The sequence below is a fragment of the Microbacterium plantarum genome (assembly GCF_035231185.1).
Classification (GTDB): Bacteria; Actinomycetota; Actinomycetes; order Actinomycetales; family Microbacteriaceae; genus Microbacterium; species Microbacterium plantarum.
In genome coordinates this window covers 3,050,989-3,076,079 of record NZ_CP141117.1, presented here as the reverse complement: position 1 = coordinate 3,076,079, position 25,091 = coordinate 3,050,989, and the positions used below count along the sequence as shown (strand labels likewise).

30 protein-coding genes are annotated in these 25,091 nt (G+C 66.4%); 22 read left to right on the top strand and 8 right to left on the bottom strand.

The features are described from left to right. Positions 1-171: 171 nt before the first annotated feature. The gene (locus VC184_RS14855; RefSeq protein ID WP_282502688.1) at positions 172-1,398 is read left to right on the top strand and encodes a hypothetical protein; all 1,227 of its coding nucleotides are present in this window, start codon (positions 172-174) and stop codon (positions 1,396-1,398) included. Positions 1,399-1,954: 556 nt separating this feature from the next. On the opposite strand, the gene VC184_RS14850 is transcribed toward VC184_RS14855, so the two are convergent. Continuing rightward, entirely contained in the window at positions 1,955-2,272 is a 318-nt protein-coding gene (locus VC184_RS14850; RefSeq protein WP_269268733.1) for a hypothetical protein, read from the bottom strand. A gap of 158 nt (positions 2,273-2,430) precedes the next feature. Here VC184_RS14850 and VC184_RS14845 point away from each other — a divergent pair, with 158 nt between their 5' ends. From VC184_RS14845 to VC184_RS14795, 11 genes are all read left to right on the top strand, one after another. After that, a complete protein-coding gene (locus VC184_RS14845; protein WP_323986760.1) occupies positions 2,431-3,630 on the top strand; it encodes a nucleotide-binding protein in 1,200 nt (399 codons plus the stop codon). Position 3,631: 1 nt separating this feature from the next. Beyond that, positions 3,632-3,910, top strand: a complete 279-nt coding sequence (locus tag VC184_RS14840; protein WP_269268735.1) for a hypothetical protein — start codon at positions 3,632-3,634, stop codon at positions 3,908-3,910. Between the two features lie 204 nt (positions 3,911-4,114). Beyond that, complete coding sequence (locus VC184_RS14835) at positions 4,115-4,594, top strand: hypothetical protein (protein WP_323986759.1); 480 nt, start codon at positions 4,115-4,117, stop codon at positions 4,592-4,594. Then, a complete protein-coding gene (locus VC184_RS14830; RefSeq protein WP_269268737.1) occupies positions 4,594-5,850 on the top strand; it encodes a hypothetical protein in 1,257 nt (418 codons plus the stop codon). The genes VC184_RS14835 and VC184_RS14830 overlap by 1 nt, the downstream gene beginning before the upstream one ends. Then, the gene (locus VC184_RS14825) at positions 5,847-7,520 is read left to right on the top strand and encodes an SCO6880 family protein (RefSeq protein ID WP_269268738.1); all 1,674 of its coding nucleotides are present in this window, start codon (positions 5,847-5,849) and stop codon (positions 7,518-7,520) included. Before VC184_RS14830 ends, VC184_RS14825 begins: the two co-directional genes overlap by 4 nt. Then, a complete protein-coding gene (locus tag VC184_RS14820) occupies positions 7,517-8,998 on the top strand; it encodes an ATP/GTP-binding protein (protein WP_269268739.1) in 1,482 nt (493 codons plus the stop codon). The genes VC184_RS14825 and VC184_RS14820 overlap by 4 nt, the downstream gene beginning before the upstream one ends. After that, complete coding sequence (locus VC184_RS14815) at positions 8,995-9,978, top strand: M23 family metallopeptidase (protein ID WP_269268740.1); 984 nt, start codon at positions 8,995-8,997, stop codon at positions 9,976-9,978. The genes VC184_RS14820 and VC184_RS14815 overlap by 4 nt, the downstream gene beginning before the upstream one ends. Further along, on the top strand, positions 9,975-10,274 hold the full coding sequence (locus tag VC184_RS14810) for a hypothetical protein (protein WP_269268741.1): 300 nt from the start codon (positions 9,975-9,977) through the stop codon (positions 10,272-10,274). Before VC184_RS14815 ends, VC184_RS14810 begins: the two co-directional genes overlap by 4 nt. Positions 10,275-10,304: 30 nt before the next feature. Beyond that, positions 10,305-10,691, top strand: a complete 387-nt coding sequence (locus VC184_RS14805; RefSeq protein WP_269268742.1) for a single-stranded DNA-binding protein — start codon at positions 10,305-10,307, stop codon at positions 10,689-10,691. Between the two features lie 6 nt (positions 10,692-10,697). Next, positions 10,698-11,027, top strand: a complete 330-nt coding sequence (locus tag VC184_RS14800; protein ID WP_269268743.1) for a hypothetical protein — start codon at positions 10,698-10,700, stop codon at positions 11,025-11,027. Positions 11,028-11,041: 14 nt separating this feature from the next. After that, positions 11,042-11,545 (top strand): thermonuclease family protein, encoded by a 504-nt coding sequence (locus tag VC184_RS14795; protein WP_269268744.1) that lies wholly within the window; start codon positions 11,042-11,044, stop codon positions 11,543-11,545. A gap of 12 nt (positions 11,546-11,557) precedes the next feature. Here VC184_RS14795 and VC184_RS14790 read toward each other — a convergent pair whose 3' ends face one another. Then, a complete protein-coding gene (locus tag VC184_RS14790) occupies positions 11,558-11,893 on the bottom strand; it encodes a hypothetical protein (protein WP_269268745.1) in 336 nt (111 codons plus the stop codon). A gap of 420 nt (positions 11,894-12,313) precedes the next feature. Further along, complete coding sequence (locus VC184_RS14785) at positions 12,314-13,057, bottom strand: VIT1/CCC1 transporter family protein (RefSeq protein ID WP_269268746.1); 744 nt, start codon at positions 13,055-13,057, stop codon at positions 12,314-12,316. Positions 13,058-13,291: 234 nt separating this feature from the next. Here VC184_RS14785 and VC184_RS14780 point away from each other — a divergent pair, with 234 nt between their 5' ends. The 7 genes from VC184_RS14780 to VC184_RS14750 all read left to right on the top strand — a co-directional run bounded on the left by VC184_RS14780 (position 13,292) and on the right by VC184_RS14750 (position 18,938). Then, positions 13,292-14,623 carry a ferredoxin reductase family protein gene (locus VC184_RS14780; RefSeq protein WP_282502679.1) on the top strand — a complete coding sequence of 444 codons (1,332 nt, stop codon included), beginning with the start codon at positions 13,292-13,294 and terminating at the stop codon, positions 14,621-14,623. A gap of 275 nt (positions 14,624-14,898) precedes the next feature. After that, positions 14,899-15,123: an FMN-binding protein gene (locus tag VC184_RS14775; RefSeq protein ID WP_311200160.1), complete on the top strand. Its 225-nt coding sequence runs from the start codon at positions 14,899-14,901 to the stop codon at positions 15,121-15,123. Positions 15,124-15,125: 2 nt separating this feature from the next. After that, the gene (locus VC184_RS14770) at positions 15,126-15,887 is read left to right on the top strand and encodes an FAD:protein FMN transferase (protein WP_269268748.1); all 762 of its coding nucleotides are present in this window, start codon (positions 15,126-15,128) and stop codon (positions 15,885-15,887) included. 29 nt (positions 15,888-15,916) lie between these two features. Beyond that, positions 15,917-16,585, top strand: coding sequence for a response regulator transcription factor (locus tag VC184_RS14765; protein ID WP_269268749.1), 669 nt, complete (start codon positions 15,917-15,919; stop codon positions 16,583-16,585). Continuing rightward, entirely contained in the window at positions 16,585-17,826 is a 1,242-nt protein-coding gene (locus VC184_RS14760; protein WP_269268750.1) for a sensor histidine kinase, read from the top strand. Before VC184_RS14765 ends, VC184_RS14760 begins: the two co-directional genes overlap by 1 nt. Positions 17,827-17,882: 56 nt before the next feature. Continuing rightward, a complete protein-coding gene (locus tag VC184_RS14755) occupies positions 17,883-18,215 on the top strand; it encodes a PadR family transcriptional regulator (RefSeq protein WP_269268751.1) in 333 nt (110 codons plus the stop codon). A 123-nt stretch (positions 18,216-18,338) separates the two neighbouring features. Further along, on the top strand, positions 18,339-18,938 hold the full coding sequence (locus VC184_RS14750; RefSeq protein WP_282502681.1) for a DNA-binding protein: 600 nt from the start codon (positions 18,339-18,341) through the stop codon (positions 18,936-18,938). A gap of 87 nt (positions 18,939-19,025) precedes the next feature. Here VC184_RS14750 and VC184_RS14745 read toward each other — a convergent pair whose 3' ends face one another. The 5 genes from VC184_RS14745 to VC184_RS14725 all read right to left on the bottom strand — a co-directional run bounded on the left by VC184_RS14745 (position 19,026) and on the right by VC184_RS14725 (position 22,206). Then, entirely contained in the window at positions 19,026-20,273 is a 1,248-nt protein-coding gene (locus VC184_RS14745; RefSeq protein WP_282501775.1) for an MFS transporter, read from the bottom strand. Continuing rightward, entirely contained in the window at positions 20,270-20,614 is a 345-nt protein-coding gene (locus VC184_RS14740; protein WP_282501776.1) for an ArsR/SmtB family transcription factor, read from the bottom strand. The genes VC184_RS14745 and VC184_RS14740 overlap by 4 nt, the downstream gene beginning before the upstream one ends. A gap of 89 nt (positions 20,615-20,703) precedes the next feature. After that, positions 20,704-21,282: a copper resistance CopC family protein gene (locus tag VC184_RS14735; protein ID WP_323986758.1), complete on the bottom strand. Its 579-nt coding sequence runs from the start codon at positions 21,280-21,282 to the stop codon at positions 20,704-20,706. Between the two features lie 101 nt (positions 21,283-21,383). Next, the gene (locus tag VC184_RS14730; RefSeq protein WP_323986757.1) at positions 21,384-22,004 is read right to left on the bottom strand and encodes a hypothetical protein; all 621 of its coding nucleotides are present in this window, start codon (positions 22,002-22,004) and stop codon (positions 21,384-21,386) included. Between the two features lie 73 nt (positions 22,005-22,077). Further along, positions 22,078-22,206: a hypothetical protein gene (locus tag VC184_RS14725; RefSeq protein WP_323986756.1), complete on the bottom strand. Its 129-nt coding sequence runs from the start codon at positions 22,204-22,206 to the stop codon at positions 22,078-22,080. Positions 22,207-22,265: 59 nt separating this feature from the next. On the opposite strand from VC184_RS14725, the gene VC184_RS14720 reads away from it, so the two are divergent. Genes VC184_RS14720 through VC184_RS14710 form a run of 3 tightly spaced genes read left to right on the top strand, consistent with a single transcriptional unit; the run spans position 22,266 to position 25,085 of the window. Further along, the gene (locus VC184_RS14720) at positions 22,266-22,547 is read left to right on the top strand and encodes a metal-sensitive transcriptional regulator (RefSeq protein ID WP_323987779.1); all 282 of its coding nucleotides are present in this window, start codon (positions 22,266-22,268) and stop codon (positions 22,545-22,547) included. A 24-nt stretch (positions 22,548-22,571) separates the two neighbouring features. Beyond that, positions 22,572-22,892, top strand: a complete 321-nt coding sequence (locus VC184_RS14715) for a heavy-metal-associated domain-containing protein (protein ID WP_323986755.1) — start codon at positions 22,572-22,574, stop codon at positions 22,890-22,892. Between the two features lie 60 nt (positions 22,893-22,952). Then, positions 22,953-25,085: a heavy metal translocating P-type ATPase gene (locus VC184_RS14710; protein WP_323986754.1), complete on the top strand. Its 2,133-nt coding sequence runs from the start codon at positions 22,953-22,955 to the stop codon at positions 25,083-25,085. Positions 25,086-25,091: the final 6 nt, after the last annotated feature.

Here is a 25,091-nt window from a genome sequence, read left to right as displayed (position 1 = left end):
AGCGACAGGTCTCGCGTTGAGAGCCGCCTTGAATGGCGTGGGGCGGCTTGCGACGTAACGCGTGCGGCATGGGGCACAAGGAGTATGTGTCTCGACGGCTGCATGTCATCTCGTATGACCGTGCACCGATCCCAACCTCACCCCAGCGTGAAAGAAGATGCGGAGCGATCGATGAAGAAGTCCCGACTCATGGCAACTGGAGCAACCGCAGCGGTTTTGGCTCTCGTAGCGACCGCCCCGAGCTATGCCGCCGAACCGGGGGGCGAGGCTACAGGGAGCCCGCCCACCGCTGTCTCTGCTCCCGCCACTGCCCGGGTCGACGTGCCCCTCACTTCTCATCAGCGTCTTCAGGATGTTGTGAGCATGGAGGAGGCTCTCGGCTACCCCGTTTCGGCGTTCCGGTTCGAGAACGATGTGGTGGTCGGTGAGTACTCCCCGAGCTCTGGCGTGGACGTGGAGACGTATCTCGCGGAGTTCAACGATCTCTATGGGACGCAGCCAGAGATATCTCACGTTGTTGTAGAGATGCCGACGGAGCAAGCGAAAAGCCTCTACATGTCTAAGGGGCTCACCGTGAGTCCGCCTCTCAGCTCTACAGCTCGTTCCTCGAGTTACGTTGCCCCGGCTGCCGATCCGGCACGCATCGAGCAGCTGTTCGAATCTCGTCGGGAGCGAGCAGGAATCGATATGGCAGGCGTGGACCAGCAGGCGAGGGGCGCCGCCCGGGCGGCCACGCGTTGGGAGCCCACCTCGGTCGACGTCCAGATCACAAGACCCACCAGCAGCACTGTTCTGTTCGATCAGTACTTGAACTGGTACCCGGGTCAAGCTTCCACAGATGTCATGAACGGCGAGGACGGATGGGAAGCCGAGGTGAACGTGTACACAGATGCGTCGGCTTACCAGGTCAACCAACGTCCTAACTGCTCGGTCGCTGCGGCCAACTACAAAGATCGACCGTTCGCGAAGAACTACGGGTGGAACTGGTCGGTGATGTACGACTCGGGCTTCGGCTTGAACCCGCTGCCCTCGCGTCTCGGCGCATACGCCGACTACAACGATCTCTTCGACGAGTGCAACCGCAACTCGATTGGCATCGGCATCCGGAGCCCGCAAACTCTCGGCGCGTGGCCGAACGGGATGCAAGAGATGCTCATCCTCGTCACCGCGCCCCGTGGACTCGACAACATCGGACGGATCTCGGGGAACATCCAGCCCGTCAACTCCACAGGCTGCCTTCTTCAGCCCTGGCTGTCCAACACCGACTGCATGGGGCTCACGCAGACCGGATACCAGTCGCGCGGCACGCTCGCCTCGTGGCGAAACTGGACGGCACCGACTGTGTGCTGGAACTCTGGGGGCTACGGAGAGATTCCCCCCAGCAAGTACCCGTGCTGACTCCAGTACTTTCTTAGCGGAGGTCCGACTATGAGAAACAAAGGGCACGGGCGGCTCAGAGCCGCCCTCACGGCCGTTTTCTTTGTGGCGGGATCGTTTCTCGTAGTCGGACTTGCTGCGCAGTACCTGGAAACGAGGGTCAGCGCAGAGGCGCAATGTCAACTTGCGCCCCCTGCCAACGTTGCCTTGACAGAGCAGGCGCTGACGTACGCCGAGGCCTCCGCGTGGCCCATCGGGCGGCAGTGCACCTGGCTGCTCGCAGACGGCACTACAGCCACGATTCACTCGAGCTGGACAGTCACATTCCTGACAGTTGGTGCCACCGCCGTCTGCATCTTGCTTGCTGTGTGGGCGGGCTACATTGCACACCGGACACGCGACCGCCTGCTGTGGGGTCTGGCTTCCGTGAGCGTTATCGCCCCCGCCCTGACGTGGATCATCCTTGGCTGGGCTGCTTCCACCTTTCAGTACGGAACAGCCAGTTAGCTGACAGTGCGGACGCTACTCGGGGTTGACACGTACGTGTCAACCCCGAGTGCCATGTCGGCGGGCGTGACTACCTGAGAACCCAGCTCACGAACGCGAGAAGTTCGGTCGTGACTCGTTCCCGATTCGCCTTGTACTGCGGACGCCTGCCGGCACGAGAATGCGCGGGCATGTTCGGGTCTGTCACGTAGCCGCGCTCTTCAAGCTCTGTGAGGGCTTCGACAGTCGTCGTCACCGCAAGGCCGGTGGCCTGTGTGATCTCGGCGCGGGATGCGGACTCGACGCTGAGGAGGTACCGCAGGCAGATCAGGCGCGATTCGTTCTGAATGACCCGATGCGCGTTCAGCGGTTCCCCCGTCAGGTCGGGTATCGGGGTGCGAATCGGCATGGCTTCATTGTGCCAGTAGTGGCATGACCCAGATTGTTAAAGCACTCTCATCCAACATCTCGGGTAACGCGTTACCGTTGATTCGAGGGCGAGTTATCGCCTCCCGCGGGGAGCATGTCATCGCCCGTCGTTAGCATGGTGCACGCAGGGGGTGCGAAGTGACTGAAAAGGTCGAAAATACAAGCTTCCGAGGCGCGTCACGCGCCGAGGGCTACGTCGAGTCGGTCGAGCTGCCGTCATCGCCGCGAGCGGGTGAATCTGTCCCCCAAATGGGGGACAAGACGCATAAAGCGCAAGCTTCACCGACGGACGATCTGCTCGACCGGTTTCGCAACGATGTTGCACCGGCCGAGCCTCCGGCGGTGATCGACGACGTGCCCCTGCCGGATGAAGCGCAGGGCGCGCCGGAGGCTGCCGGCGGCGTCCCGTCGGTAGATCTCCGAATTAACCGTCGCGAACGTGCCGCAGAGGCGCCGTCGCTTGGCTGGCGGGCCGTCGCACGAAACCTGGGTTTCAAGGTGAAGCAGGGCCCCGCGGAACTGGCCGCGGCCGAGCTGGGTAGCGCTCGATCGCTCATCCGACTGTCGCGCTGGCAGCGCAGCGTCGGGATTCTCGTTGCCAATCCCAAAGGCGGCGTCGGGAAGACACCCCTCTCGCTCGCGATCGGTGGCTGCTTTGCTACCACCCGTGGGGGAGGGACAGTTGTTGTCGAGGTCGCAGACGACCCCGGCGCCCTGTCGGTGCGTTCCGAAGGTCGCGCGAACGTCGGCGTTGCCGAGCTGCTGCGCGACCTCGACCAGATCCGCGGCGCCGGCCACCTCGCCGGCTATGTCTCGCAGCAAACCAGCTACGCATCCGTGATCGGCACCGTGGGCGACCGGGAGCCCCTGAGCGGCGAGGACGTCAAGCGGATCACGAGCAAGATCGACGAGTTCTTCCCCGTCCGCGTCATGGACACCGGTAACCAGCCCAGCTCGAGCGCGTTCCACGGGGCACTCGATGTCACCGACGTTCTCGTGATCCCCGTGCTGGATGCTCTCGACGCCCTGCAAGGCGCTATGCAGCTCCTCCGGCACCTCCACCAGGGCGGCGGCCACGCCGCGCATCTGGCACGAAACGCGATCGTCGTCCGTACCCACGACGGCCGGCCCGAGGATGCCGAGGTCAGCGCTTACGCAGACGAGCTGATCGAGAAGGCCGGCATCCGAGCGGTCTACCACCTGCCGATGGATCACCACATCGCTGAGCGCACGACGCTCGTCTACGGCCAGCTCGCGCCTGCCACGAAGGACGCAATCACCCGACTGACAGCCGGCGTGGTCGAGCAACTCAACACCGAACTACGAAAGGCGCAGTGACATGCAGAATCCGCTTGACGGGATCATCCCCGACTTCACGATCTTTGGAGCGCAGTTCACTGAGCTGTGGCAGAAGATCCTCGCCGGTGTCTGGGCGATCGCAATCGTCATCAGCATCGTTTTCCTCATCCAAGCGATCGTGAAGGTTGGCCAGAACGGCGAGAGCAACCCCGCCGCCGTCGCAGAGGGCAAAAAGCAGGTGCTGTGGGCCAGCATCTCCCTCGGCGTCTTGGTCGCCCTCGCCGTCGTTGTTGGCGCCATCATCGCGATCTTCGCCTGACCATGAGCACGCCGACGACAGCACCGCGCCGCCGCTGGGTATGGGTCGCGGTCATCGCGGCCGCCGCGATTCTCGTCGCCGGCGGCATCGGGCTCGGCGTATTCCTCGGCAGCCGCGGGGACAACACCGCGGCGCCCGAGCCGCCCGCTCAGCCCACAACCCCACAAACCCCGTCGACGTCCGCCACGACCTCCCCCCCCTGCCGTGGCGGGCGTCGACGGCTGCCTCGGAGGCGACTCCCGTGGACCGCAGGCCGTGCTCGACGCGCAGGCCGCGGCACCGCAAACCCCCGAAGGCGCCGTCTCGTTCGCGATCGCGTTTACGCGGTGGATCGGGCAGAAGCCGGTCGTACCCGCCGAAGAGGTTGCGCTCATCGACGGTGTGGCGTCTGTCGCGCCGAACCTCGCGCAGTCGGCTGCATCTGCCGAGAAGGTCGATGCGTCGCAGTTCTACCTCACCAGCCTGAACGGCTACTACCGGGTGGACAGCTTCACGGATCAGCGAGTGGATCTCACGCTGATGCTGCCGCTGGTGCTTCAGGGGGCGATCGATCCGACGCTCAACTTCATGCCTTCCTATGGCGTCGTTTGGACCGATAACGGGTGGGCGATCGAAGACGGTGAGTTCAAGGACGATGCGAACACACTTCGCACCACAGGAACGGTCATCCCGGAGGGCTGCTGATGCACCGCATCGACCTTTGGGGTGACTTCACCGACGGTGTGTCCGGTGCTGTCGACGCCGTGGGCGGGGTCGTCAACTTCTGGTCCGATCCGTTCGGGAACATGTACAAGTCGGGCCGCGACGCGACGATCAGCCTCAGCCGGGACGTCATTCCGGCGATCACCGAGTCGACTCTCCCGGATCTCACGTTGCAGTCGTTCCTAAGCACCTACGCCGTGTCGTTCGCGCTCGCGTTGATGCTCGCCGTTCTGTTGCTGTTCCCGCAGTTCGTGCGCGTCGCGAAGGGCGACCAGAGCGGGCAGGAGCTTTTCGAGGCGATCGGGCTGTACTTCCCCGGTTTCATCATGGGCGCGATGTTCGGCCCTCTCATTGGGCTGTCGATCATCGAGCTGCTGCGACTGCTGACCCGCAGCATCATCGATTGGGCCTATGGCGGATCGATCGAGCAGATGGTTGAGACGTTCTCGACCATCGCCCCGGATGACCCCGCGAAGATGACCGGCGCGGCCGTCGTGGGCATGATCGTCATCTGGGCGATGACGCTGGGCATGCTCATCATCCCGTTCATCTTCATCTTCCAGCTCGTCGTCCAGTACTTCACCGGCGCGCTCATCCCCATCGCTATTGCATGGATGGTCGACCCGCGTCGCCGTGCTGCCGCGTCGCGAGCCGTTGGCCTGTGGGTCGGGATGCTCCTTGTGCAGCCTCTGCTCTTCCTCGCACTCGGATTCGCGTTCCGGTTGCCGATCGACTCGGTGGCCGCATGGGGTAACGACGGGTTCAAGAACCTCGCCCGCGTCATCATCGCCGTCATGGCGATCGTGCTGGCCGTCTTCCTGCCGTTCGTGCTGATCACGTGGGCTCGGAAGAGCATTGCCGCGGCGCCGACGTCGGATTCGACGCCGACGACACCGATCGGGCCGACGTCGCCCGGCCGGTCGCACCGCGCTCCCAGCCGTGAGGCGCCCGCAGCGCCCACGCGTCAGACCGTTCGCACATCTGCGCGGCCGAGCGACGCTGCGGGCTCCATTGCCCCCAAGCTCGGCGCCCAGAACGCGGGGAAGGTACGCGCGAAGCAGCCCACCGGCGCCGGCACGCCCGCCCTGGCAAGTGCGGGCACCAAGGCGTCGACGGCATTTAACGCGGGGACCGCCGTGGCCGCGAAGGGTGCGCAGACCGTCGCGAGGAAGGCAAGCGAGACAGCACACGAATCCGTCACACCCCCGCCCGTTCAAGGTAAGGAGCGCCCGCAGTGAGCGAGTCACAGTACGAGTCCGAGCGCGGCATCTACATCCTCGGCGGCGAGGGCCGCCACCGCGGATTCTGGGGCACTCAGAGCAAGTCCCGGGGATGGGGCACGGTGGCGATTATCGGTGTCGGCATGGTCTTCACGCCGGCCCTCGGGTGGGTCGCGATCGTCTCCGCTTTGGTGGGCGTGACGGTCCTCGTCATCCTCACGAGCGGCACCCATAACGGGAGCATCATCGAACGTCGGCGCCGCTCGCGGCGGCACCAGCTCGCCCAGCGCACGCACGCGGATGAGTTCATCCCGTACGACGCCGATCGTGCGGCGCTGCTGACCACCGCGCTTGAGCAGACGAACAAGACCAAGGACAAGGCTGACCGGGCCGGCCGCATCGAATGGGCGCGTGAGCTGAACGCGATGCGAGCCAACCCGGACGGCTGCGACGGTATGGGCTGGTTGCAGTCCGGCCGTGGCGTCCCCGGGATCGCCTGGCACGGCCCGACCGGGGAAGAGCCCTACCTGAGTGTCGCGTTCTCGGTGAGTGGCCAGCTGCGCGGCATGGAGTCGTCCGAGAACGTCGTACGCGGCGCCGAAGCGTTCGGAGCCTTCCAGGCCAGTAAGGCCGCTCCGGGCTCGCTGATGCGCATGATGCAGTCGGTCACCCGGGTTCTGCCGGCAGACACCGCGCTGCAGGAGTTCTGGGTGCTCAACAACATCGACGAGGACGCGCCCGATTGGGCGAAGAAGTCCTACGAAGAGGTGCTGATCGAGTCGTCTCGTGGAGCCATGGTGCAGCGCCACTACGTCGTGGGCCGCTGGCCCGTGAACGCTCGGTTCGTCGAGCAGGCACGCAAGTACGGCACCGGTCGTGACGGGTGGCGCAAGCTCATGGCAGCCGAGATCGAGTCGTTCCGCCGCGGGCTGCTCGACTCCCGCCACTCATGGGCGGAACCGCTCACCGCCCGCGGAACGGCGGCGGTGATCCGCCACATGCAGAACCCCTCACGGCCCCTCGACCTGGTGCGCGACATGGAACCCACGAGCACCGGAGAACGAGCCCGGGGCGGGGAGTACTCCGCTCACGTCGTAGAGGGCATCGACCCGGAATCGGGCGAGCACGTTGAGTGGTGGCACCGCACCGCGGTGATCCGCGCGGAATCGCTCACCGTCGCGCAGCGGCGCCCGCTGTGGCTGCTCGAGCTGCTGGTCGGCCGCGAGCTGGACATGATCCGCACCGTCAGCTTCCACGTCGAGCTGATCCCCGCCGGGGAAGCCCGCCATGCCGCACGTCGTGACCTCGTGTCGGACATGGCCGCGGAGATCTCCGAAACATCGAACGGGAAGATCCCGCTGGACGAGGGCAAGGTGAAGATCCTCGCCGCCCAGCGTCGACGCAGCGACCTCGCGGAAGGCAGCGGACACCACGGCGCGAACTGGGTCGGTTTCATCACCATCACCACCGACAGCCGCGACCGTCTCGCCTCAGCGAGCCGGGAACTCGCGGAGGTCTGCGCCAACGAAGTCGGCATCCAGCGGTTGGAGTGGCTGGACTCGTACCAGGCCGCAGCAAGCGGCACGACCTGGCCCATCGCGCGCGGGCTGCGCCCGCACGTACCCACCTTCGGTGCACGCGCTATGCGCGTCATCGCGGGCGGGGGAGACAAGGAGGCGATCGCGTGAGCGAGAGCACGACGCCCCGCCGGTCGCGGCGGAGCAAGAAGCAGTCCGACGTTGCCGTTGCGGAGATCCCCGCTGACGTCGAGGAGACGCACGGCGAGGTCTCGCCCTATGAGCTGCCCGGGCGTAACCGGCGTGCGAACACTCGAAAGGCGGGACGTGGGTACTACGCGCCGGTATTCGAGGGAGCCCCCTCGACGACCCGGCAGACCTCCGTGCTGAACACTGCGCTCATCGGCCCGGTGACGGGAACCGCCGGCGTCGCGAACGGTCGCGACATGCTCTCGCACACCCTCATCGCCCATGATCCGATCACCGCGTACAACTCGAACCCCCGCCTGATCTCCTCCCCGAACACCGTGGTCGCCGGCGGTGTCGGAGGAGGCAAATCGTCGTTCGTGAAGACGGTTTACGTGATCCGGCCGCTGCTGATCCGGCGCCGGCGCGCGGTGATCTTTGACAAGAAGAACCGCGGCGGCGAAGGCGAGTACGCGGAGCTGGTGCGTGAGTGGGGGACTGGTGAACCGATCCGGTTCACCACGGACGGTTCCGGGTCGCGGCTGAACCTGCTCGACCCGCTCATCGTCAACCAGATCGGCTCAGCCGGCACCTACCGGCTGCTGCACGCGATCCTCCGTATCGCTCGTGACGGTGAGCGCATCGACGAGTGGGAGGAGAAGGCGGCACGCTCGGCCCTCACCCGGGCTCTCGTGCAGTTCGAGGACGCGCGGCGCGTACCCACCATGAGCGATCTGCTGCCGCTGCTGGGCGACGTCGATGCCGAGGAGCTGAACGGCAGCGAGCAAGCACGCGACCGGCTGCATCAGGCCGGCCTTGGGGTCCGGTTCACCCTCGAAGGGCTGTTGGAGGAGTACGGCGGCCTGCTCGACGGCGACACCAGCAAAGAGGTGGCGCTGACCGGCAAGCTGACGAGCTTCGATATCTCTCAGCTCCCCGGTGAGGGTCCGTCCTCGCACGTGGTCCGCGCGATCGGCAACCAGTGGATGCTGGGCCGGCTTCGTGCCGATCCGGGCTGGCAGACGACCTGCATCAACGAGGAAGGGTGGGACATGGTTCAAGGCCCCACCGCGCACCTGCTGAAGTCGAACCAGAAGCTCTCTCGTGGCCTCGGCCTGAGCAACGTGTTCGTGTTCCACAAGGGCGCCGATATCCCCGTCGATTCCCCCGGCCGCACTGTCATCAGCGAAGCCCAGAGCATCTACATCTTCCGGCAGGACCGCCAGGAAGATGCCAACTGGGCGGTGCAGACGTTCGGGTTCGACCCGTCGACCGCTGAGACGTTGCAGAACCTTGCCCCCGGACACTTCGTCTTCAAGTACGGCAGCGTTCCCGAGACGCACGTGCAGCACGTGCGCTCATCGATCGAGATCGGGTTGACCGACACCGACGAGGGCATGCGAGGCGACGGCCAGGCTGAAACCGCCGAGGAGACGCGAGGGGACGGCCAGGCTGACGCATGAAGATCAAGCTGGTTGCGATCGTCGCGGTGGTTGGGTTCGTCCTGACCTTCGGGGTGGCGTTCATCCTCGCATCGGTGCAGCGCGCCGATGCCGCCGACATGTGTATGGCCGACACCGGCTCACTGCCGGCCGAGGTCAACGGCTATAAGCGTGACCAGCTCACCAACGCCGCGGCGATCGTCCGCGCCGGCATGGATCTCGGCATCGACCAGCACGGCCAGATCCTCGCGGTGATGACCGCGATGGGGGAGTCGTCACTGCGGAACGTCACCTATGGAGACTGGGAGACGTCGGGGGTGACGAACCCGGACGGGTCGCGTACGACGTCGATCGGACTGTTCCAGCAGCAGGATTCGTGGGGCACCGTCCAGGAGCGAATGGACCCCTCCCGCTCGGCCGCACTGTTCTACGGCCGGCTGACGAGCGTGGACGGGTGGCAGACGATGCCCGCGACCCTCGCGATCCACGCCGTGCAGGTCAACGACAACCCCCAGCACTACGCCCCGTTCGAGGCTGACGCGAAAGCGATCGTTACGGCGTTGACCACGGCGTGCAGCGCAGGCACGGGGGAGTGGGTCGTTCCCGCCCGGGGGAAGATGACCGACCGATTCGGCTCGTGCGAGATCAACCGCCCGGGCGATAGCTGCCACAAGGGGACCGACTTGGCCACCGGGTCATGCGGGAGCCCGATCTGGGCCGCTGGCAGCGGCACCGTGACCTTCGCCGGCGTGCAGCCCTACCGCGGAAACGTCGTGTGGATCGACCACGGCAACGGCATCGAGTCCGGCTACTTCCATATGGAAGACGGCAGCCTGCGGGTGGCCAAGGGCGATCAGATCGCCGCGGGAACACAGATCGGCACGATGGGCGAGACAGGGTTCTCGTTCGGGTGCCACCTCCACTTTGAGATCCACCACAGCGGCAAGCCGATCAATCCCGAGCCGTTCATGCAAAACGCCGGCGCACCGCTGCCGGGGTGACCGCCAAGAAAGGAAACCGCATGTTTCTACCCCTGATCCGCCGCAACAGCGGGAACACGGACCTCATCAACGTCACCCACATTCGCCGCGTGTGGGTAGAGGCAGCTGATGACCTTGACGGCAGCGATGCCGTCGTGAAGAGCACGCTCATTCTGTTCGTTCAGCTCGGAGAGGACGGCACCACTCACCGGTACGTGCCGGTCGACGTCACCGGGAAGGCGTGGCCGGACGCGAATGACAAGGAGCGGGCTCTACTGGGCTTCACGACACGCGCTCATCAGTCGCTGTCCGAGTGACCTCGACCTCGACCTCGAAAGGAACTACCCATGTCCACTCGATTCATTACCGGCCGTCTCTCTGCCGACCCTGAGGTGCAGCAGGCGGGCCGCATCCAGATCACCAAGTTCACGGTGCTCGAGAACACCTACGAGTACCGCGGCGAGGAGCGAATCGAGGGGCACCAGCCCCTCGCTCACTATGTCGAGGCGAAGTTCGAGCTCGGCGCGAATGCCGCGAGCTCGCTGCACAAAGGCGACGCGGTGATCGTCGTCGGCGCCGAGCGGGATGCCTCGTTCGGGGGCCGAGAGGGCACCGTGTACCGGCGCATCATCGACGCCTCCGCGATCGGTCCCGACCTCGCCCACGCGACAGCCACCGTCGATCCCATCCGCCGTGCCCCTGCTACAGCAGCGCCGGCCTCCGCAGAAAGCTGACCGCGCATGTTCTCGCAATCCGGCATGCCCGACATCCAGCCGCAAATCCCACCCATTCCCGGACTTGCTGAGTCGATCGCGGGGTTCGGCGCCGTTGCCGGGGGCATCGCGTTCGTCGCGCTCGTTCTAACCGCGGTATTCGCCGCTTTGGGTGATCGGTGGCGGCTGGGTGTTGTGACCGTCACGATCGGCAGCGTCGCGGCGGTTGTCACGGTCTTCTGCTGCGTCGCTGTGGGTGACTGGCGGCCCGCGATCGCGGTCGTGGCTGGCCTCGTGCTCGCGATCGTCATCGTCGTGGCCGTGCGCTGGCAGCGCCGCCGAGTCTCATGGCGCTGAGCCCGCGGCGCTTGATGCTCGCTCCGATCCTGATCGGGGCGAGCATCTGCGTTACCGCGTGTGTGCCTCTCGGCGGTCCCGACGCCGGCAGCTCGTCGACGAGCGGTGTCGTGGTCGCGGTCGTTGACGGCGACACGATCGACGTCGACACCGGCGCCGGCGCGCAGCGGGTGCGGATCATCGGGATAGACACCCCCGAGATCGGCCGGGGTGGGAACACAGACGAGTGTTACGCGCAGGAGGCGCGCGAGATCCTGGATGAGCTGATCTACCGCAGCGACGTCGAGCTGATCGCGGACCCCACCCAAGCCGACGTCGACCGGTGCGGCCGACTACTGCGGCACGTCCGCCACGACGGCCACAGCATCGCCCTGACACTCATCGAGGCGGGCGCTGGGTATGAATACACCTACGACGCCGCTTATGACGGCCAGGAGGCCTACAGGGCCGCTCAGAACGCCGCCGAGCGCGACGGTCGCGGCCTGTGGGCAGCGTGCGCGACGGGCGGCGACAGATGACCGCGTTCGCGCTCACCCGGCGGGCGGCTTCGCGCTGAGAGGCGTCACCGCAGAGGCCCATACCCACGCGCGATGCTCAACACCGCCCACGGGGAACCGGATAGCTACGGCATCCGGTGTCCACCGGCACGCCTCGGCTTCGACCCACACGGGTGTTGCGCTGAACCGCACCCACGCCCGGACGGGCCTTGGTTTCGGGTCGATCGTCACGGGCTCGGTGTCGAGGCCGATCTCTTCGCGGGAGAGAGACTGCAGCGGGCCGGCGTCGCGCGCGATGCGTTCCAGGATCTTCTGATCCATCCGCCGGTCGACCGAGGCCGCATAGCGCTTGTTCGTCCCCACGGTCACACCTGCCCCTCTCGGAACCAGGGTAACCGCGTTCGAACATTTGTTCTATCCAGCTCGCGCCGTGGGCAGGGGTGTCCGCTGCAGCGGCACCCGAAGCCGCGCAGCGGACGGCCGGCGGCGGGGCCATGGTGCCCCCCGGAGGGAAACGAGCACCATGATGACCGCCGTCGGGATTGCAGTCATGGCGGTGCGCATATCTGGATGCGATGGTCTCGTCGGCCTGACCGACGAATCTGGAGTCTGGTACTGGCTGAAGCAGCAACGGTCTCCCTCCTCCGCATCGTCGGGCTCGTCCTCCTTGCAAACCTTACAACGGTGCTGAATAAGCCACCGGAACTTGCAGCATTCCTTGGCTGCTCCGCTTCATAAGCGGCTGATGGGCACCGGTGACCGCGAACGGGAGCAGATCCTCGCTCAGTATCAGGCCACTCCCGAGGCGCCCAGGAGCACCCCGACCCCGTAGGTGGCGGCGAGTGCGAGGGCGCCGCCGGTGACGACGCGGATCATGGCGCGGGGTCGGGAGCTGCCGCCGATGTGTGCGGAGATGGCGCCGGTGATGGCGAGGGCGATGAGGACGGCCGCGAAGGTCACCGGAACACGCCACTCTGGTGGGGGTAGGAGGATGGCGAGCATGGGGAGGATCGCGCCGATCGTGAACGCGGCTGCGGAAGCGACCGCCGCGTGCCAGGGGCTCACGACGTCGTCCTCGTCGATGTTGAGCTCGGCTGATAGGTGCGCGGCAAGGGCGTCGTGCGCGGTGAGCTCCACGGCTACCTGTCGTGCGGTCTGCTCGCTGAGCCCACGGGCCCGGTAGAGCCCGGTGAGCTCGTCGAGCTCTTCCTCCGGCATGTCGCGCAGTTCCTGCCGTTCCTTCGCGATCAGGGCGCGTTCGCTGTCGCTCTGGCTGCTGACGGAGACGTACTCGCCGAGGGCCATCGAGATCGCACCCCCGACCAACCCCGCCAGCCCGGCGGTGAGGATGGGCCCGGAGGCGGTGGTCGCGCCGGCGACGCCGACCACGATCGCGGCAACAGAGACGATGCCGTCATTTGCGCCGAGCACGCCGGCACGCAGCCAGTTCAACCGTTGCGCAATGCCGTCGCGATGCGGCTCATCGGGGTGCGGCTGGAGCGCGGGGTTGTCTGCGGGCAGATCTGTCGACATGACCCCAATACAAGCACCGCTGGTCCCGGTGAGCAACGTTGGTGAGGAAGCGTGCCGCGGCCAGGCGGCTAAGAATCCTGGAAGAAAGGAGGGGGATCGTGGGAACTGTCGATAGCCGGAGCTACGCGAAGTGAGTTGAGAATGGCGACAGATACGGCCCCCCTTTCACGGGCGGCAACGTTCCGCACTGACGATACGGTTGCGCGGGTCCGGCGGGTCCGCACTCGTCGACGGATGCGCGCGGCCGACCTGATGGTTGTTGCGGTCTGGCTGTCGGTCGCCGTCGCGATCTCCCTGTGGCTCGCCTACGGCGGGATGAACCAGGTCACCGATCCCGCTTCCGCGATCACCGCGCTCGGCATCGTCACGGGACTTGTGGGTACCGACCTGATCCTGGTGATGCTGGTGCTCGCCGCTCGCATTCCGGCGATCGACCGCGTCTTCGGCCAGGACAAGGCGATGGCCCTCCACCGCAGGCTCGGCAAGCCCGCCCTCTCACTGATCCTCGCCCACGCAGCCCTCCTCACCGTCGGTTACGCGATGAGCGACGGGTCGAACGTGGTTGCCGAGACGATCGGGTTCCTCCAGAGCAAGGACCTGCTGCTCGCCTATCTCGGGTTCGGGCTGCTCGTCGCGGTCGTGGTCACTTCGCTCGTCGCCGTCCGCCGTCGCTTCTCCTATGAGGCCTGGCATCTGATCCACTTGCTCAGCTACCTCGCCGTGCTGGTCGCCGTGCCTCACCAGCTGAGCGCGGGCGGTGTGCTCGCCGAAGGCACCGGACAGCGGGTGTACTGGCTCGCCCTGTACGTGCTCGCGTTCGGTTCGATCGGTGTCTTCCGCTTCCTGGTGCCGATGATCCGCAGCGCGCGTCACGGCATCCGCGTCGCCGGGGTCGAGCAGGTCGCTCCGGGTGTCGTGTCGCTCCACCTCACGGGGCGGAACCTGGATCGGCTGCACACGGCCGGCGGCCAGTACGCGATTTGGCGGTTCTGGACGGGTGCGACGTGGTGGCATGCGCATCCCATCTCCTTCTCCGCTGTGCCGACCGCCACGACGGCGCGCATCACAGTGCGTGACCTCGGGCGCGGCAGTGCCGCGATCGGACGCGTGCGTCCGGGCGCGCGCGTCTCGATCGAAGGTCCGTACGGTGTCTTCACTGACGCGCACCGGGTCGCTCCGAAACTCGCAGTCGTCGCGGCGGGCATCGGCATCACGCCGATCCGATCCCTGCTGGAGCATTCCCCGCTCAGTCCGGGTGAAGCCACCGTCGTCCTCCGCGGCACCGATTCCACCCAGAGCTACCTGTGGAGCGAGATCGGCGCACTGCCCAGCATGCGCGGCAATACCGTGTATACGATGCTCGGTGCACGGCCTCCGGGCCTTGCCACCTGGATGTCTGCCGAGGCGCTGTCGCGTGGGGTGACGATCACCTCGGCGTTCCCTGACTTGCTGCGCTCGGACCTTTACGTGTGCGGGCCGCAGGCGTGGACGGATCTGGTGATTCGCGATGCCCGCGCCGCAGGATTGCGGGAAGCGCAGATCCACGTGGAGAGGTTCGACTGGTGAGGGCGCGCGCTACGATACTGGGCGCCCTGTCCTCGATTGCCGTACTCGCGGTCGGTTGGCAGCTCGGCGCTGATGGCCAGCAGTCAGAGACAACGACATCCGATACGGCTGCCGGATCAGCACCGACTTCGACTGTCACGCCGTCGGCGGATGCCGGAAGCAGCACAGCGACGCCCGCACCGACACCCAGTGCGTCCGCGTCGGAGACCACGACGTCAGCTGTCTCGGGGACTTTCACGGGGACATCCGTTCATACGCGTTTCGGTGACGTCCAGGTGCAGATCACCGTGCAGGACGGCATCCTCAGCGACGTGACCGCGCTGCAGCTCACCGACCAGGATTCCCGGTCGGTGTCGATCAGCAACCGCGCTGCCCCGATCCTTCGTCAGGAAGTCCTGTCCGCACAATCAGCGAACGTGCACAGCGTCTCAGGTGCCACCTACACGAGCAACGCCTACCTGACCTCGCTCCAGTCCGCCCTCGACCAGGCTGGACTGTGACCGTGACGACGCATGTGTTCAACACGATGGGCACGACGGCGAGCCTCCGCTTCGCGGGGCCGGTGCCGAGCGATGAGGTGCTGCTCCAGGTGGAAGATGCCTTCGCCGAGTTCGACCGCCGGTTCAGCCTCTACCGTGCCGACTCAGAGCTCAGCCGCATCGCGACAGGGGAGTTGACGCTCGCGCACTCCAGCGATGCCGTGCGCGACTGCTACAGGGAGGCGATGATGTGGTCGCATCGTACGGCTGGCGTGTTCACGTCTCACCGGCCGGACGGTGTCCTGGATCTGTCCGGCATCGTGAAAGCCGCGGCCATCGCAGCGGCTGGCACCATTCTCGACACCTTCGGCATGCCCTCCTGGGTGCTCAACGTCGGCGGCGACATCCTCACCCGCGGCAGCATCAACGGCTCCGCGTGGCGGATCGGGATCACAGACCCCGACGCCCGAACATCCCTCCTGTGCGCCCTCGAAGTGCAGAACCCACGGCAGGCGGTGGCCACCTCCGGCACCGCAGAACGCGGCGAGCACATCTGGCGAGCCCCGGCTACATCGGACACTCTCGTCCGTTACCGGCAGGTGACGGTCGTCGCCGATGACATCGTCACCGCCGATGTGCTTGCGACCGCGATCCTGGCCGGCGGTCCTCAGTGGTGCGACGACATCCTCGACCGGTTCGACGTCGACGCCCTCACCGTCGACGACCACGGGGGGATCACCGCATCGCCCGGGCTGCGGGAAGCCGCAAGCCTAATCCTCGGATGAGCGCGTCAGGCCCTGCCTATACTGCGATCATGCCCGAGCGTGCGCGGATCCTGCTCGTCGAAGACGACGCCCGCCTCGCCGGCATGCTCGAGCAGTTGCTGCGCTCCGAGGGGTATGACACCGTCCTTGCCCGCGACGGGCAGCGAGCCTTGCACGAAGGACTGACTCAGAGCTTCGATGCCATGATCCTGGACCGTGGCCTGCCGGCTATCGAGGGTCTCGACGTGCTCAACAGGCTCCGCAAACGCGGCGTGCTCACCCCTGCGCTGATCCTGTCCGCCCTCAGCAACCCCGCCGACCGTGTGGAGGGGCTGGACCGGGGAGCCGAGGACTACCTCGGCAAGCCGTTCGACATTGACGAACTCCTCGCCCGGATCCGCGCGCTGCTGCGCAGACATCTCAACATCGTGCCCACGCTTCCCCTCCCAAACGGAGCCCTGGACACGAGGAGCCGCACCGTCACGACTCGCGACGGTGACACGATCGACCTCTCCGAGCGGGAATCTCAACTCCTCGAGCACCTCGCACGCCGACCCTCGCAGATCTTCGAACGGCACGATCTGCTCGGCACGGTGTTCCCCGATGCGGACGATCCTGGCGTGATCGACACCTACGTGCACTATCTGCGCAGAAAACTCGGCCGCGAATCGGTGAAAACGATCCGCGGCATCGGCTACCAACTGGGACCGCTCCGGTGATGGCGCGCAGGCCTCGCGACCCGGAGGATCTCCGGGGCGCCGCGCTACGACTCACCGCCCAGTTCACCGCGCTCGTCCTCGTGGTGCTCGTCGTCGTCGGCGGGGTCGTCTTCGCGATCGTGAGCAGCAGCATCGCCGAGGCCAGCGAGCATGCGCTGCGCGCCGCCACCCAACTCGACTCCAGGAAGGATGCCGCCTCCGGCACCTTTGTGACCATCGTCGATACTCACAGCGGCGGCCAGATCGTCACGTCCGAGAGTATGCCCGACGGCCTGCTCGACACCGCCGCGATCCAATCCGTCGAAGCTGGCGGCGGGGACCAGCGATCCGAACGCACCGTCGACGGTCGCACCTACGCGCTGCTCACCACCGCCGATGGGGACCACGACCGCGTCATCCAGGTCGCTATCGATCAGCACGAGACAGCTGAGGAGCTCAGTCGTCTTTCGGCCGCGCTTCTTGTCGGCGGTGTGATCGCAGTCGTGCTCTCGTTCGCCGCGTCGTATCTGATGGCGAAGCGTGCCATGCGGCCCCTCGCCGATGCGCTGGCACTCCAGCGCCGCTTCGTCGCAGACGCCAGCCACGAGCTCCGTACCCCCCTCACCCTCCTCAGTACCCGTGCCCAGCTGCTCAAACGCAGAGGGCAGGACAGCCTGCCGAGTGACGTCACCGATGCCATCGAGGACGTCGTCACCGACACGAACGCCCTCACCGAAATCCTCGACGACCTCCTTATCGCCGCCGACCCACGAAGCAGCGCGACGCAGGAGCCCGTCGATCTCGTCGCCGTCGCCGACCGGGCCATCGCCCTCCTCGCCGACGACGCGACCGCCCGACACATCGAACTGATACGCACAGGCAAGTCAGGATCGGTAACCGTGACCGGGTCGCCCGCGGCACTCCTGCGCCTCGTCCTCGCACTGTGCACGAACGCGCTCGACCATGCGCAGCACGCCGTCAGCATCACAGTGACGGCGAGCGCGTCCAGAGCGGTCCTAACTGTGACCGATGACGGGCCCGGGTTCGACCCGACGATCGCCGCGACCGCTTTCGAACGATTCTCCAGCAGCCGAGCAGGCACCCGCACCGGCGCTCCGGGCAGCGGCACGCGACACTATGGCCTCGGCCTCGCCCTCGTGAGCGAGATCGCGCGGCGACACCATGGCACCGTCGCCATCGACCACTCGAACTCGGGCGGCACTGTCGTGTGCAGCTTCCCCGTCGCATCGTCGGCGCGTTAAGCACACGTTCACCTGCCCTATCGACATTCGATATCGAACTCCGATAGAAAGCCGGAGTGGCGAGCGAACCTTCCGTTGACGAACTGGAGGAGTACCGTGACCTCCTCGCTGGGCTCGTCAGGATGCACGTGCTGCACCACGCGTCACAGGAAGAGATCTACGGCGCCTGGATGATCGAGGAGCTCGCCAGTCACGGATACCGCCTCTCAGCGGGCACCCTCTACCCCATGCTCCACAGAATGGCCGAAGACGGCTACCTCACCGTACGAACCGAACGAACTGAGCGCGGCATCCGCAAGCTGTACTCCGCGACCGAGAAAGGCCAGCGCGGCCTCGCGGTCGCCCGGCAACGGATGCGTATCTTCACACAGGAAGACACAGGCCGATGACAACGGACACCACCACTCCCGCGCAAGCTAGACAGGGATCCACCCGCGAGGTGCTAGGTGTCTGGGTAACATGGGTAACAAGTAACAACGATTCCCACGTTACTCACGAAAGGAAGTGGTCGCATGGCCGAGGTAAACGAGCAGGCAGCCGCGACGAGCCGCGCGGCTGCGGCCGCCGAAGCGTTGGCCGCGGAGGGAGCCGCAGTCACGGCGAGAGCCGTGCGTGAGCGCTCCGGCGTGAAGATGTCTGTCGCCGCGGACGTGGCACGCGAGTGGAATCAGCGCGAGCAGAGCAAGGGCGATGTTCCGAGTGTCCCTGACGCGCTACGGACTCGCTTCGATGCGATCTGGGCCGAGGCGGTCGTGCTCGCGCGGGCGGAGCACGCCGCCGAGCGGGAGGGCTGGCAGCAGCGTCTTACGCAGCTAGAGGCAGAGCGCGACGCGCTCACGGATGACCTCGCCAAGGCTGAGGATGCGCTCGACAGCGCGGTGACGGACGCGAAGGTGCAGCAGCAGGAGGCACAGCAGCTCGCGGAGCGTGCCCGAGCGGAGGCCGAGCAACGCGCACAGCTCACAGCAGATGAGCTTGCCGGCGAACGGTCCCGGGCCGATCGAGCAGAAGCGCGTGCGGAGGCGCTGGTCGAGGAACGCGACCGACTGATTGGCGAGCGCGATCGAGCCACCCAGGAGGCGCGCGAGAGCCGTAAGCCGTCCAAGGGCTGACGCTTGACGAGGCCTGCCAGAAACGATCGTTTCTGACGCGCCAGCACCTACCCCGCCATATTGGGGGTCAGAAACGGTCCCCGATACCTAGTTTCGGCGGACGTTTGCGGTCGTTTGGCTCGTGGGTTCGGGGCGTGCTTTCCGTGCCTGGAAAGTGGCGGCCGCGAGGGCTCCGATGGCGAGGGCGGCGAGGGTTACGGCTGCTGCCAGCAGGCTTGCGCCTCCGAGCCACCCGGCGATCGGGTAGGTGATGAGGAAGCAGGCGTGGGAGAGCGCGAACTGTGCCGTGTAGACGAGGTTTCGGTTCTGCGGGGTTGAGGCTTCGGCCAGCAGCCGGGACGACGGCGTGTTCACAAGCGAGGTGCCCATGCCGAGCAGCATCCAGGTGCCCAGGAGCACGGGCCAGCCGGCGTCGGTGTCGGTGAGGAGCGCGGTGAGTGCCACAGCGGCGAGCAACCCGATGGCGATGAGCGTGCCACCGGCGAGCATGGGGCGGATGACTCCGAACCGGTCGACGAGCCAGGGAACGTTGAGCGCGACGGCCAGGGAGCCGATGCCGTAGCAGGCGAGCGCGAGGGTGAGCGCGGTGTCATCGAGCCCGAAGACCCCGCGGGCGTAGACGACGGAGTTGACGAGGACGATCGCCGTGCCCGCGGCGACGACGACGTTGGTCAGCAGCACGAACCGCAGCGTCGGGGTCCGCGCGAACACGCGCACGCCGGTGGGGAGGCGTTGCCAGAACGTGTCGGTCGAGGCGTTGGGTTCTCGAGCGGGGAGCTTCGCGATGAGTACCAGGACTGCGGAGCAGGCGAAACCGAGCGCGGTCCCGAGGAACAGGTTGTTGTAGGAGACGATGGTGAGCAGCGCCGCGGCGATGATTGGGCTCACCAGCGCTTCGAGGTCATACGCGAGGCGGGACAGCGAAAGGGCGCGGGTGTAGTCGCGTGACTCGGGGAGCACGCTGGGGATGAGGGACTGGAACGCGGGTGTGAATGTCGCGGATGCTGATTGCAGGACGAACACGAGCACGTAGATCTGCCACGTCTCGGTCACCATCGGAAGAGAGAGCGCGATCGCGAACCGGATCGCGTCGGCACCGACCAGGACAACCTTTTTCGGAAGCCGGTCAACGAGGGCTGCGACCAGCGGTGCCACGCCGACGTAGGCGACCATCTTGATCGTCAGCGCCGTGCCGAGCACGGCGCCGGCGGACTCACCCGCGAGGTCGAACGCGAGCAGCCCGAGAGCAACGGTGAGAAGACCTGTGCCGAGGAGGGCGAGCACTTGGGCCGAGAACAACGCCCGATAGGTGGGGTTGCGAAGCACGCGGATCATGCGTGGTGTCCCGGGGCGTCGTCGACGGCGTGCTCCGCCTGCCGGATCGCCTCGACGACGAGCCGCATCGCGTGCTCATCGGTGAGGCGATAGAACGCTTTGTTCCCGTCCTGGCGAACCCGGACGAGCTTCCCCCACCGCAGTTTTGCGAGGTGCTGCGAAACCGCTGCGGGGCTGCGGTCGACGATGTCCGCGAGATGGTTCACCGACAGCTCCCCGTCGCGCAGCGCCAGCACGATGCGGATACGGGTCGCGTCAGCGAGGAGCCGGAACACTTCGACGGCGACCTCGACATACTCACTGGCGGGATTGAGGTCGTCTCCATTCGTATCTACGTGCATACGCAGATAGTAGTACATGTGAAGGGCGGCCCGGTCACGCACCGTGAGGTGCTGCCCGGGCCGCCCTGTTGCTGCCGCCGCGTCGTTGGTTAGGTGCGGCGACGGCGGACGAGGATGACGGCCAGGAAAGCGAGACCGGCGGCAACGACAGCGCCACCGACACCCAGTGTCACGAGTGCCCACGCGGGGAGTGCGGCGGAGTCACCTGCCGTCTCCGAATCCGCATGGTCCGGGTCGGAGTCTTCGGAGTGGGAAGAGTGCCCGTCGTCGTGCGTCTCGGTCGAGACTTCCGCGTCACCAACGGCGAACGGGATAGTCGACGAGATGGGGTGTCCGTCCCCGGACACCACCCGCCACTGCACTTCGTAGCCGGCGTCCGGCATACCCGTTTCGAGGGGGATCGTTACCGTCGAGCCGTCGATTGTTGCCTCACCGTCAACCCAGTCTGTGCCGGCGTCGTCGACGACGGCGATGGCTGCGCCTTCCGGGAGAACTTCGGCGGTGAAGACGAGTTCGACCTGCTCCGGGGCAGTGTCGAATTGCTGCCCCTCGGAGGGTGAGCTTGATGCCAGGCTCTCGTGGGCGAAAGCCGGCGCACCGCCGGCGGTGACGAGGAGTGCTGCGAGGACCGCGGCCGCAGCGCCGCTGAAGAGATGTGTATGCCGCATGGGCATCCTTTCGGAGAGTTCCCGGCAGGGAGCGGGAACGAACTGACACCCGGCGCGATTCGCGCACGGGTCCGCGACGGAGAGACCGTCGCGTGAAGTGGTCAGATGCCGAAAGACAGCGGTGGCCCGCGGCGCCGATCACTAGGGAGGACGCACAACGACCGCAGGGCACGCGCCGCAGGGGCGACCACCCAGAGGGATCCGTCCGGGATCACGACCGAGGGGGCGGCGACGATCGCAGTCTTCCGACGCAGCCACGCACGGGCCTCGCCTACCGCGGCGGCCGCCAGCAGCACGGATCGTTCTCCGACATAGATGCCGGCGACCGTGATCACCGCAGCAACAGCGTGGGCCACCCACATAGTCCTGCCACCGTGATCATGCGTCACCGCCGAGGCAGCAGCTTCGGTAGCGATCATCGCGGTGTGATGGTGCCCGTGCACGTACCCGTCGAGCGAAGCTGCGCCCCCGGGAGCCCCAACAGTGAACAGAGTATGGAAGAGCAGCTGTGAGGCGGTGACCGACAGCGTCAGGCGCACCATGGACAACCGGTGGCCGAGAATGACCGTCGACACCGCAGCCGCCAGCACGAGTGGCACGAACAGCCCCAGCCAGCCTGGAACCTCACCGCCACCCGCAACGTGAGACATCAGCGCGACGAACGTCGCAAACAGCGCGACCAGGCCACCGCGCGCAGCGCGAGCACCCCGGTGCAGCCTCATCGATCCATTCTCGCTGACTGAATGTAGGTCACGATCCCCCCGCCGAAAACGATCGTTCCTGACGCGCCAGCGCCTACCCCGCCATACCGAGCAACACCCACGTGCCCAGGAGCATGGGCCAGCCGGCCGTGGTGGCTGTGAGGAGCGCGGTGAGTGTCACGGCGACGAGCAGCCCCACGACGAGCGTCCCGCCGGCCAGCATCGGGGCGGATGACTCTGAACCGGTTGCACTGCATACCCTAGGGGGGTACGGTGCCCATCATGAATGGGTATGCCGCTAGCAAGGACGATCTGCAGCAGCGACTTCGCCGTATTGAGGGGCAGGTGCGCGGGATCGCGCGGATGGTCGATGAGGAAAAGTACTGCATCGACGTGCTGACCCAGGTGTCGGCCGTGACGAATGCGCTGGAGACGGTGGCGTTGTCGTTGTTGGGGGATCACCTCAACCATTGCGTCGCTGAGGCCACCGCCGAGGGTGGCGCTGTGGCGGCCGAGAAGATCCGGGAAGCAAACGATGCGATCGCGCGCCTGGTCCGTTCATGATTCGACTGATTTAGGGAGAGAGATATGACTGACCGCATCGAGCTTGGGTTGAAGGACGCCAACGCGGGGTGTGCGTGCTGCGCGACATCATCGGTGTCCGAAACTGCTGCCGCGACGTCGGCGGTAACGGGCGAGGTGCTCGTATCGGGCATGACGTGCTCGCACTGCGTGTCCAGTGTGACTGAGGAGCTATTCGCGATCGACGGCGTTCAAGGCGTCACTGTCGACCTGAATGCCGGTGGCGTTTCGCGTGTCACCATCCACAGCGACCGCCCGATCGATGAGGGATCCGTGAAGGCTGCAGTCGAGGAGGCCGGGTACGCCCTGACCAGCGCGACTGCGTGAACGCGGTCGGCGCACCCGATTGACCCGCGCACCTGCTGCGCTGAAAAGAGGGAGGCTCTGATGAGCCAGCACGAGCATCACGACCACGCCGCCCACCAGGGCTACGCGGTCGCTGCAGAGCACGACCATGCCGCGATGGGTCACAGCCCGAACGACGAGAGGGCGCCCGCATCGGGTCATTCCGCGCATGGGCATGCTGATCACGGCGGGCATGCTGGCCACGGGGACCACGTCGCGAGCTTCCGTCGACTGTTCTGGATCATGCTGATCTTGGCGGTTCCGGTGGTCGGGTTCTCGATGATGTTCGCGATGCTCATCGGGTATGAGCTTCCCGATGCGGCGTGGGTGGGGTGGATCTCTCCGGTTCTGGGCACGGTCATGTACGTGTGGGGTGGTGCCCCGTTCCTCACCGGTGCGGTTAGTGAGCTGCGGGCACGCAAGCCCGGGATGATGCTGCTGATCGCCCTCGCGATCACGGTCGCGTTCCTAGCGTCCTGGGGTGCGAGCCTTGGGGTCCTCGATCATGAGCTTGATTTCTGGTGGGAGCTCGCGCTGCTGATCGTGATCATGCTGCTCGGGCATTGGATCGAGATGCGTTCGCTCGCGCAGACCACGTCCGCTCTGGACTCCCTTGCCGCGCTCCTGCCCGACGAAGCGGAGAAGGTCGACGGGGACAACACCGTGACCGTCGCGCCGGCGGACCTGCAAGTGGGGGATGTTGTGGTCGTCCGCCCCGGCGGGCGGGTTCCCGCAGACGGGCGGATCGTGCAGGGCTCAGCCAGCATGGACGAGTCGATGATTACCGGCGAGTCTCGTCCCGTCCGCCGCAGCGACGGCGACCAGGTCGTCGCCGGGACGGTCGCGACCGACTCGGGTGTCCGGGTGGAGATCACTGCGGTGGGGGAGGACACCGCTCTCGCCGGAATCCAGAAGCTTGTCACCGATGCGCAGAACTCGTCATCCCGCGCCCAGCGGATCGCGGACCGTGCGGCCGCGTGGTTGTTCTGGTTCGCGCTCGGCGCTGGTGTGATCACCGCGATCGTGTGGACGCTGGTTGGGTTGCCCGATGATGCGGTGATCCGCACCATCACCGTGCTGGTGATCGCATGTCCCCACGCCTTGGGCCTGGCGATCCCTCTCGTGGTATCGATCGCGACCGAGCGGGCCGCTCGCGGCGGTGTGCTCATCAAGGACCGGCTCGCGCTGGAAAGCATGCGCACCGTCGACACGGTCCTGTTCGATAAGACCGGCACCCTCACTAAGGGCACCCCCGCGGTTACTGCGATCAAGCCCGCCGGTGCCATCACCTCGGACGAGCTGCTCGCTCTCGCCGCGGCAGCGGAGTCCGACTCCGAGCACCCGCTGGCCCGAGCGATTGTGAACGCCGCGAAAGAGAAGCTGCTACGCCTCCCTGCTGCCACCGACTTCACATCGTCGCCCGCAGTGGGGGTGCGTGCGCAGGTGGAAGGACGCGCCGTGCAGGTCGGTGGACCGTACCTGCTGGAACAAGCAGGCGGCACGGAGTTGCCGGTCGCGGAGGAGTGGCGCAAGGAAGGTGCGATCATCCTTCACGTCCTCATCGACGGGCAGGTCGCTGGTGCACTACGCCTGGCCGACGAGGTGCGGTCCGAGTCGCGAGCGGCAGTGGCTGCCCTTCACGAAAGGGACGTGCAGGTGGTGATGATCACCGGAGATGCCGACGCTGTCGCCGGGTCCGTCGCCGCGGAACTCGGGATCAACCGGTACTTCGCCGGGGTCCGCCCCGAGGACAAAGCCTCAAAGGTGAAAGCGCTGCAGGACGAGGGCCGGAAGGTCGCGATGGTCGGTGACGGCGTCAACGACGCCCCCGCTCTTGCTCAGGCCGACGTGGGTATCGCGATCGGCGCTGGAACCGATGTCGCGATCGCCTCCGCGGGGGTGATCCTCGCTAGCGACGACCCGCGGTCGGTGCTGTCGGTGATCGAACTGTCCCGCGCGAGCTACCGGAAGATGAAGCAGAACCTGTGGTGGGCGGCCGGTTACAACCTCATCTCCGTTCCCCTTGCCGCGGGCATCCTGGCCCCGGTCGGGTTCGTGCTGCCCATGTCGATCGGGGCGATCCTGATGTCCCTGTCGACGATCGTCGTTGCGCTCAACGCGCAGTTGCTGCGCCGACTGGATCTCACCCCTGACGCGGTGGCAGGGCGCCGCTGATCGATA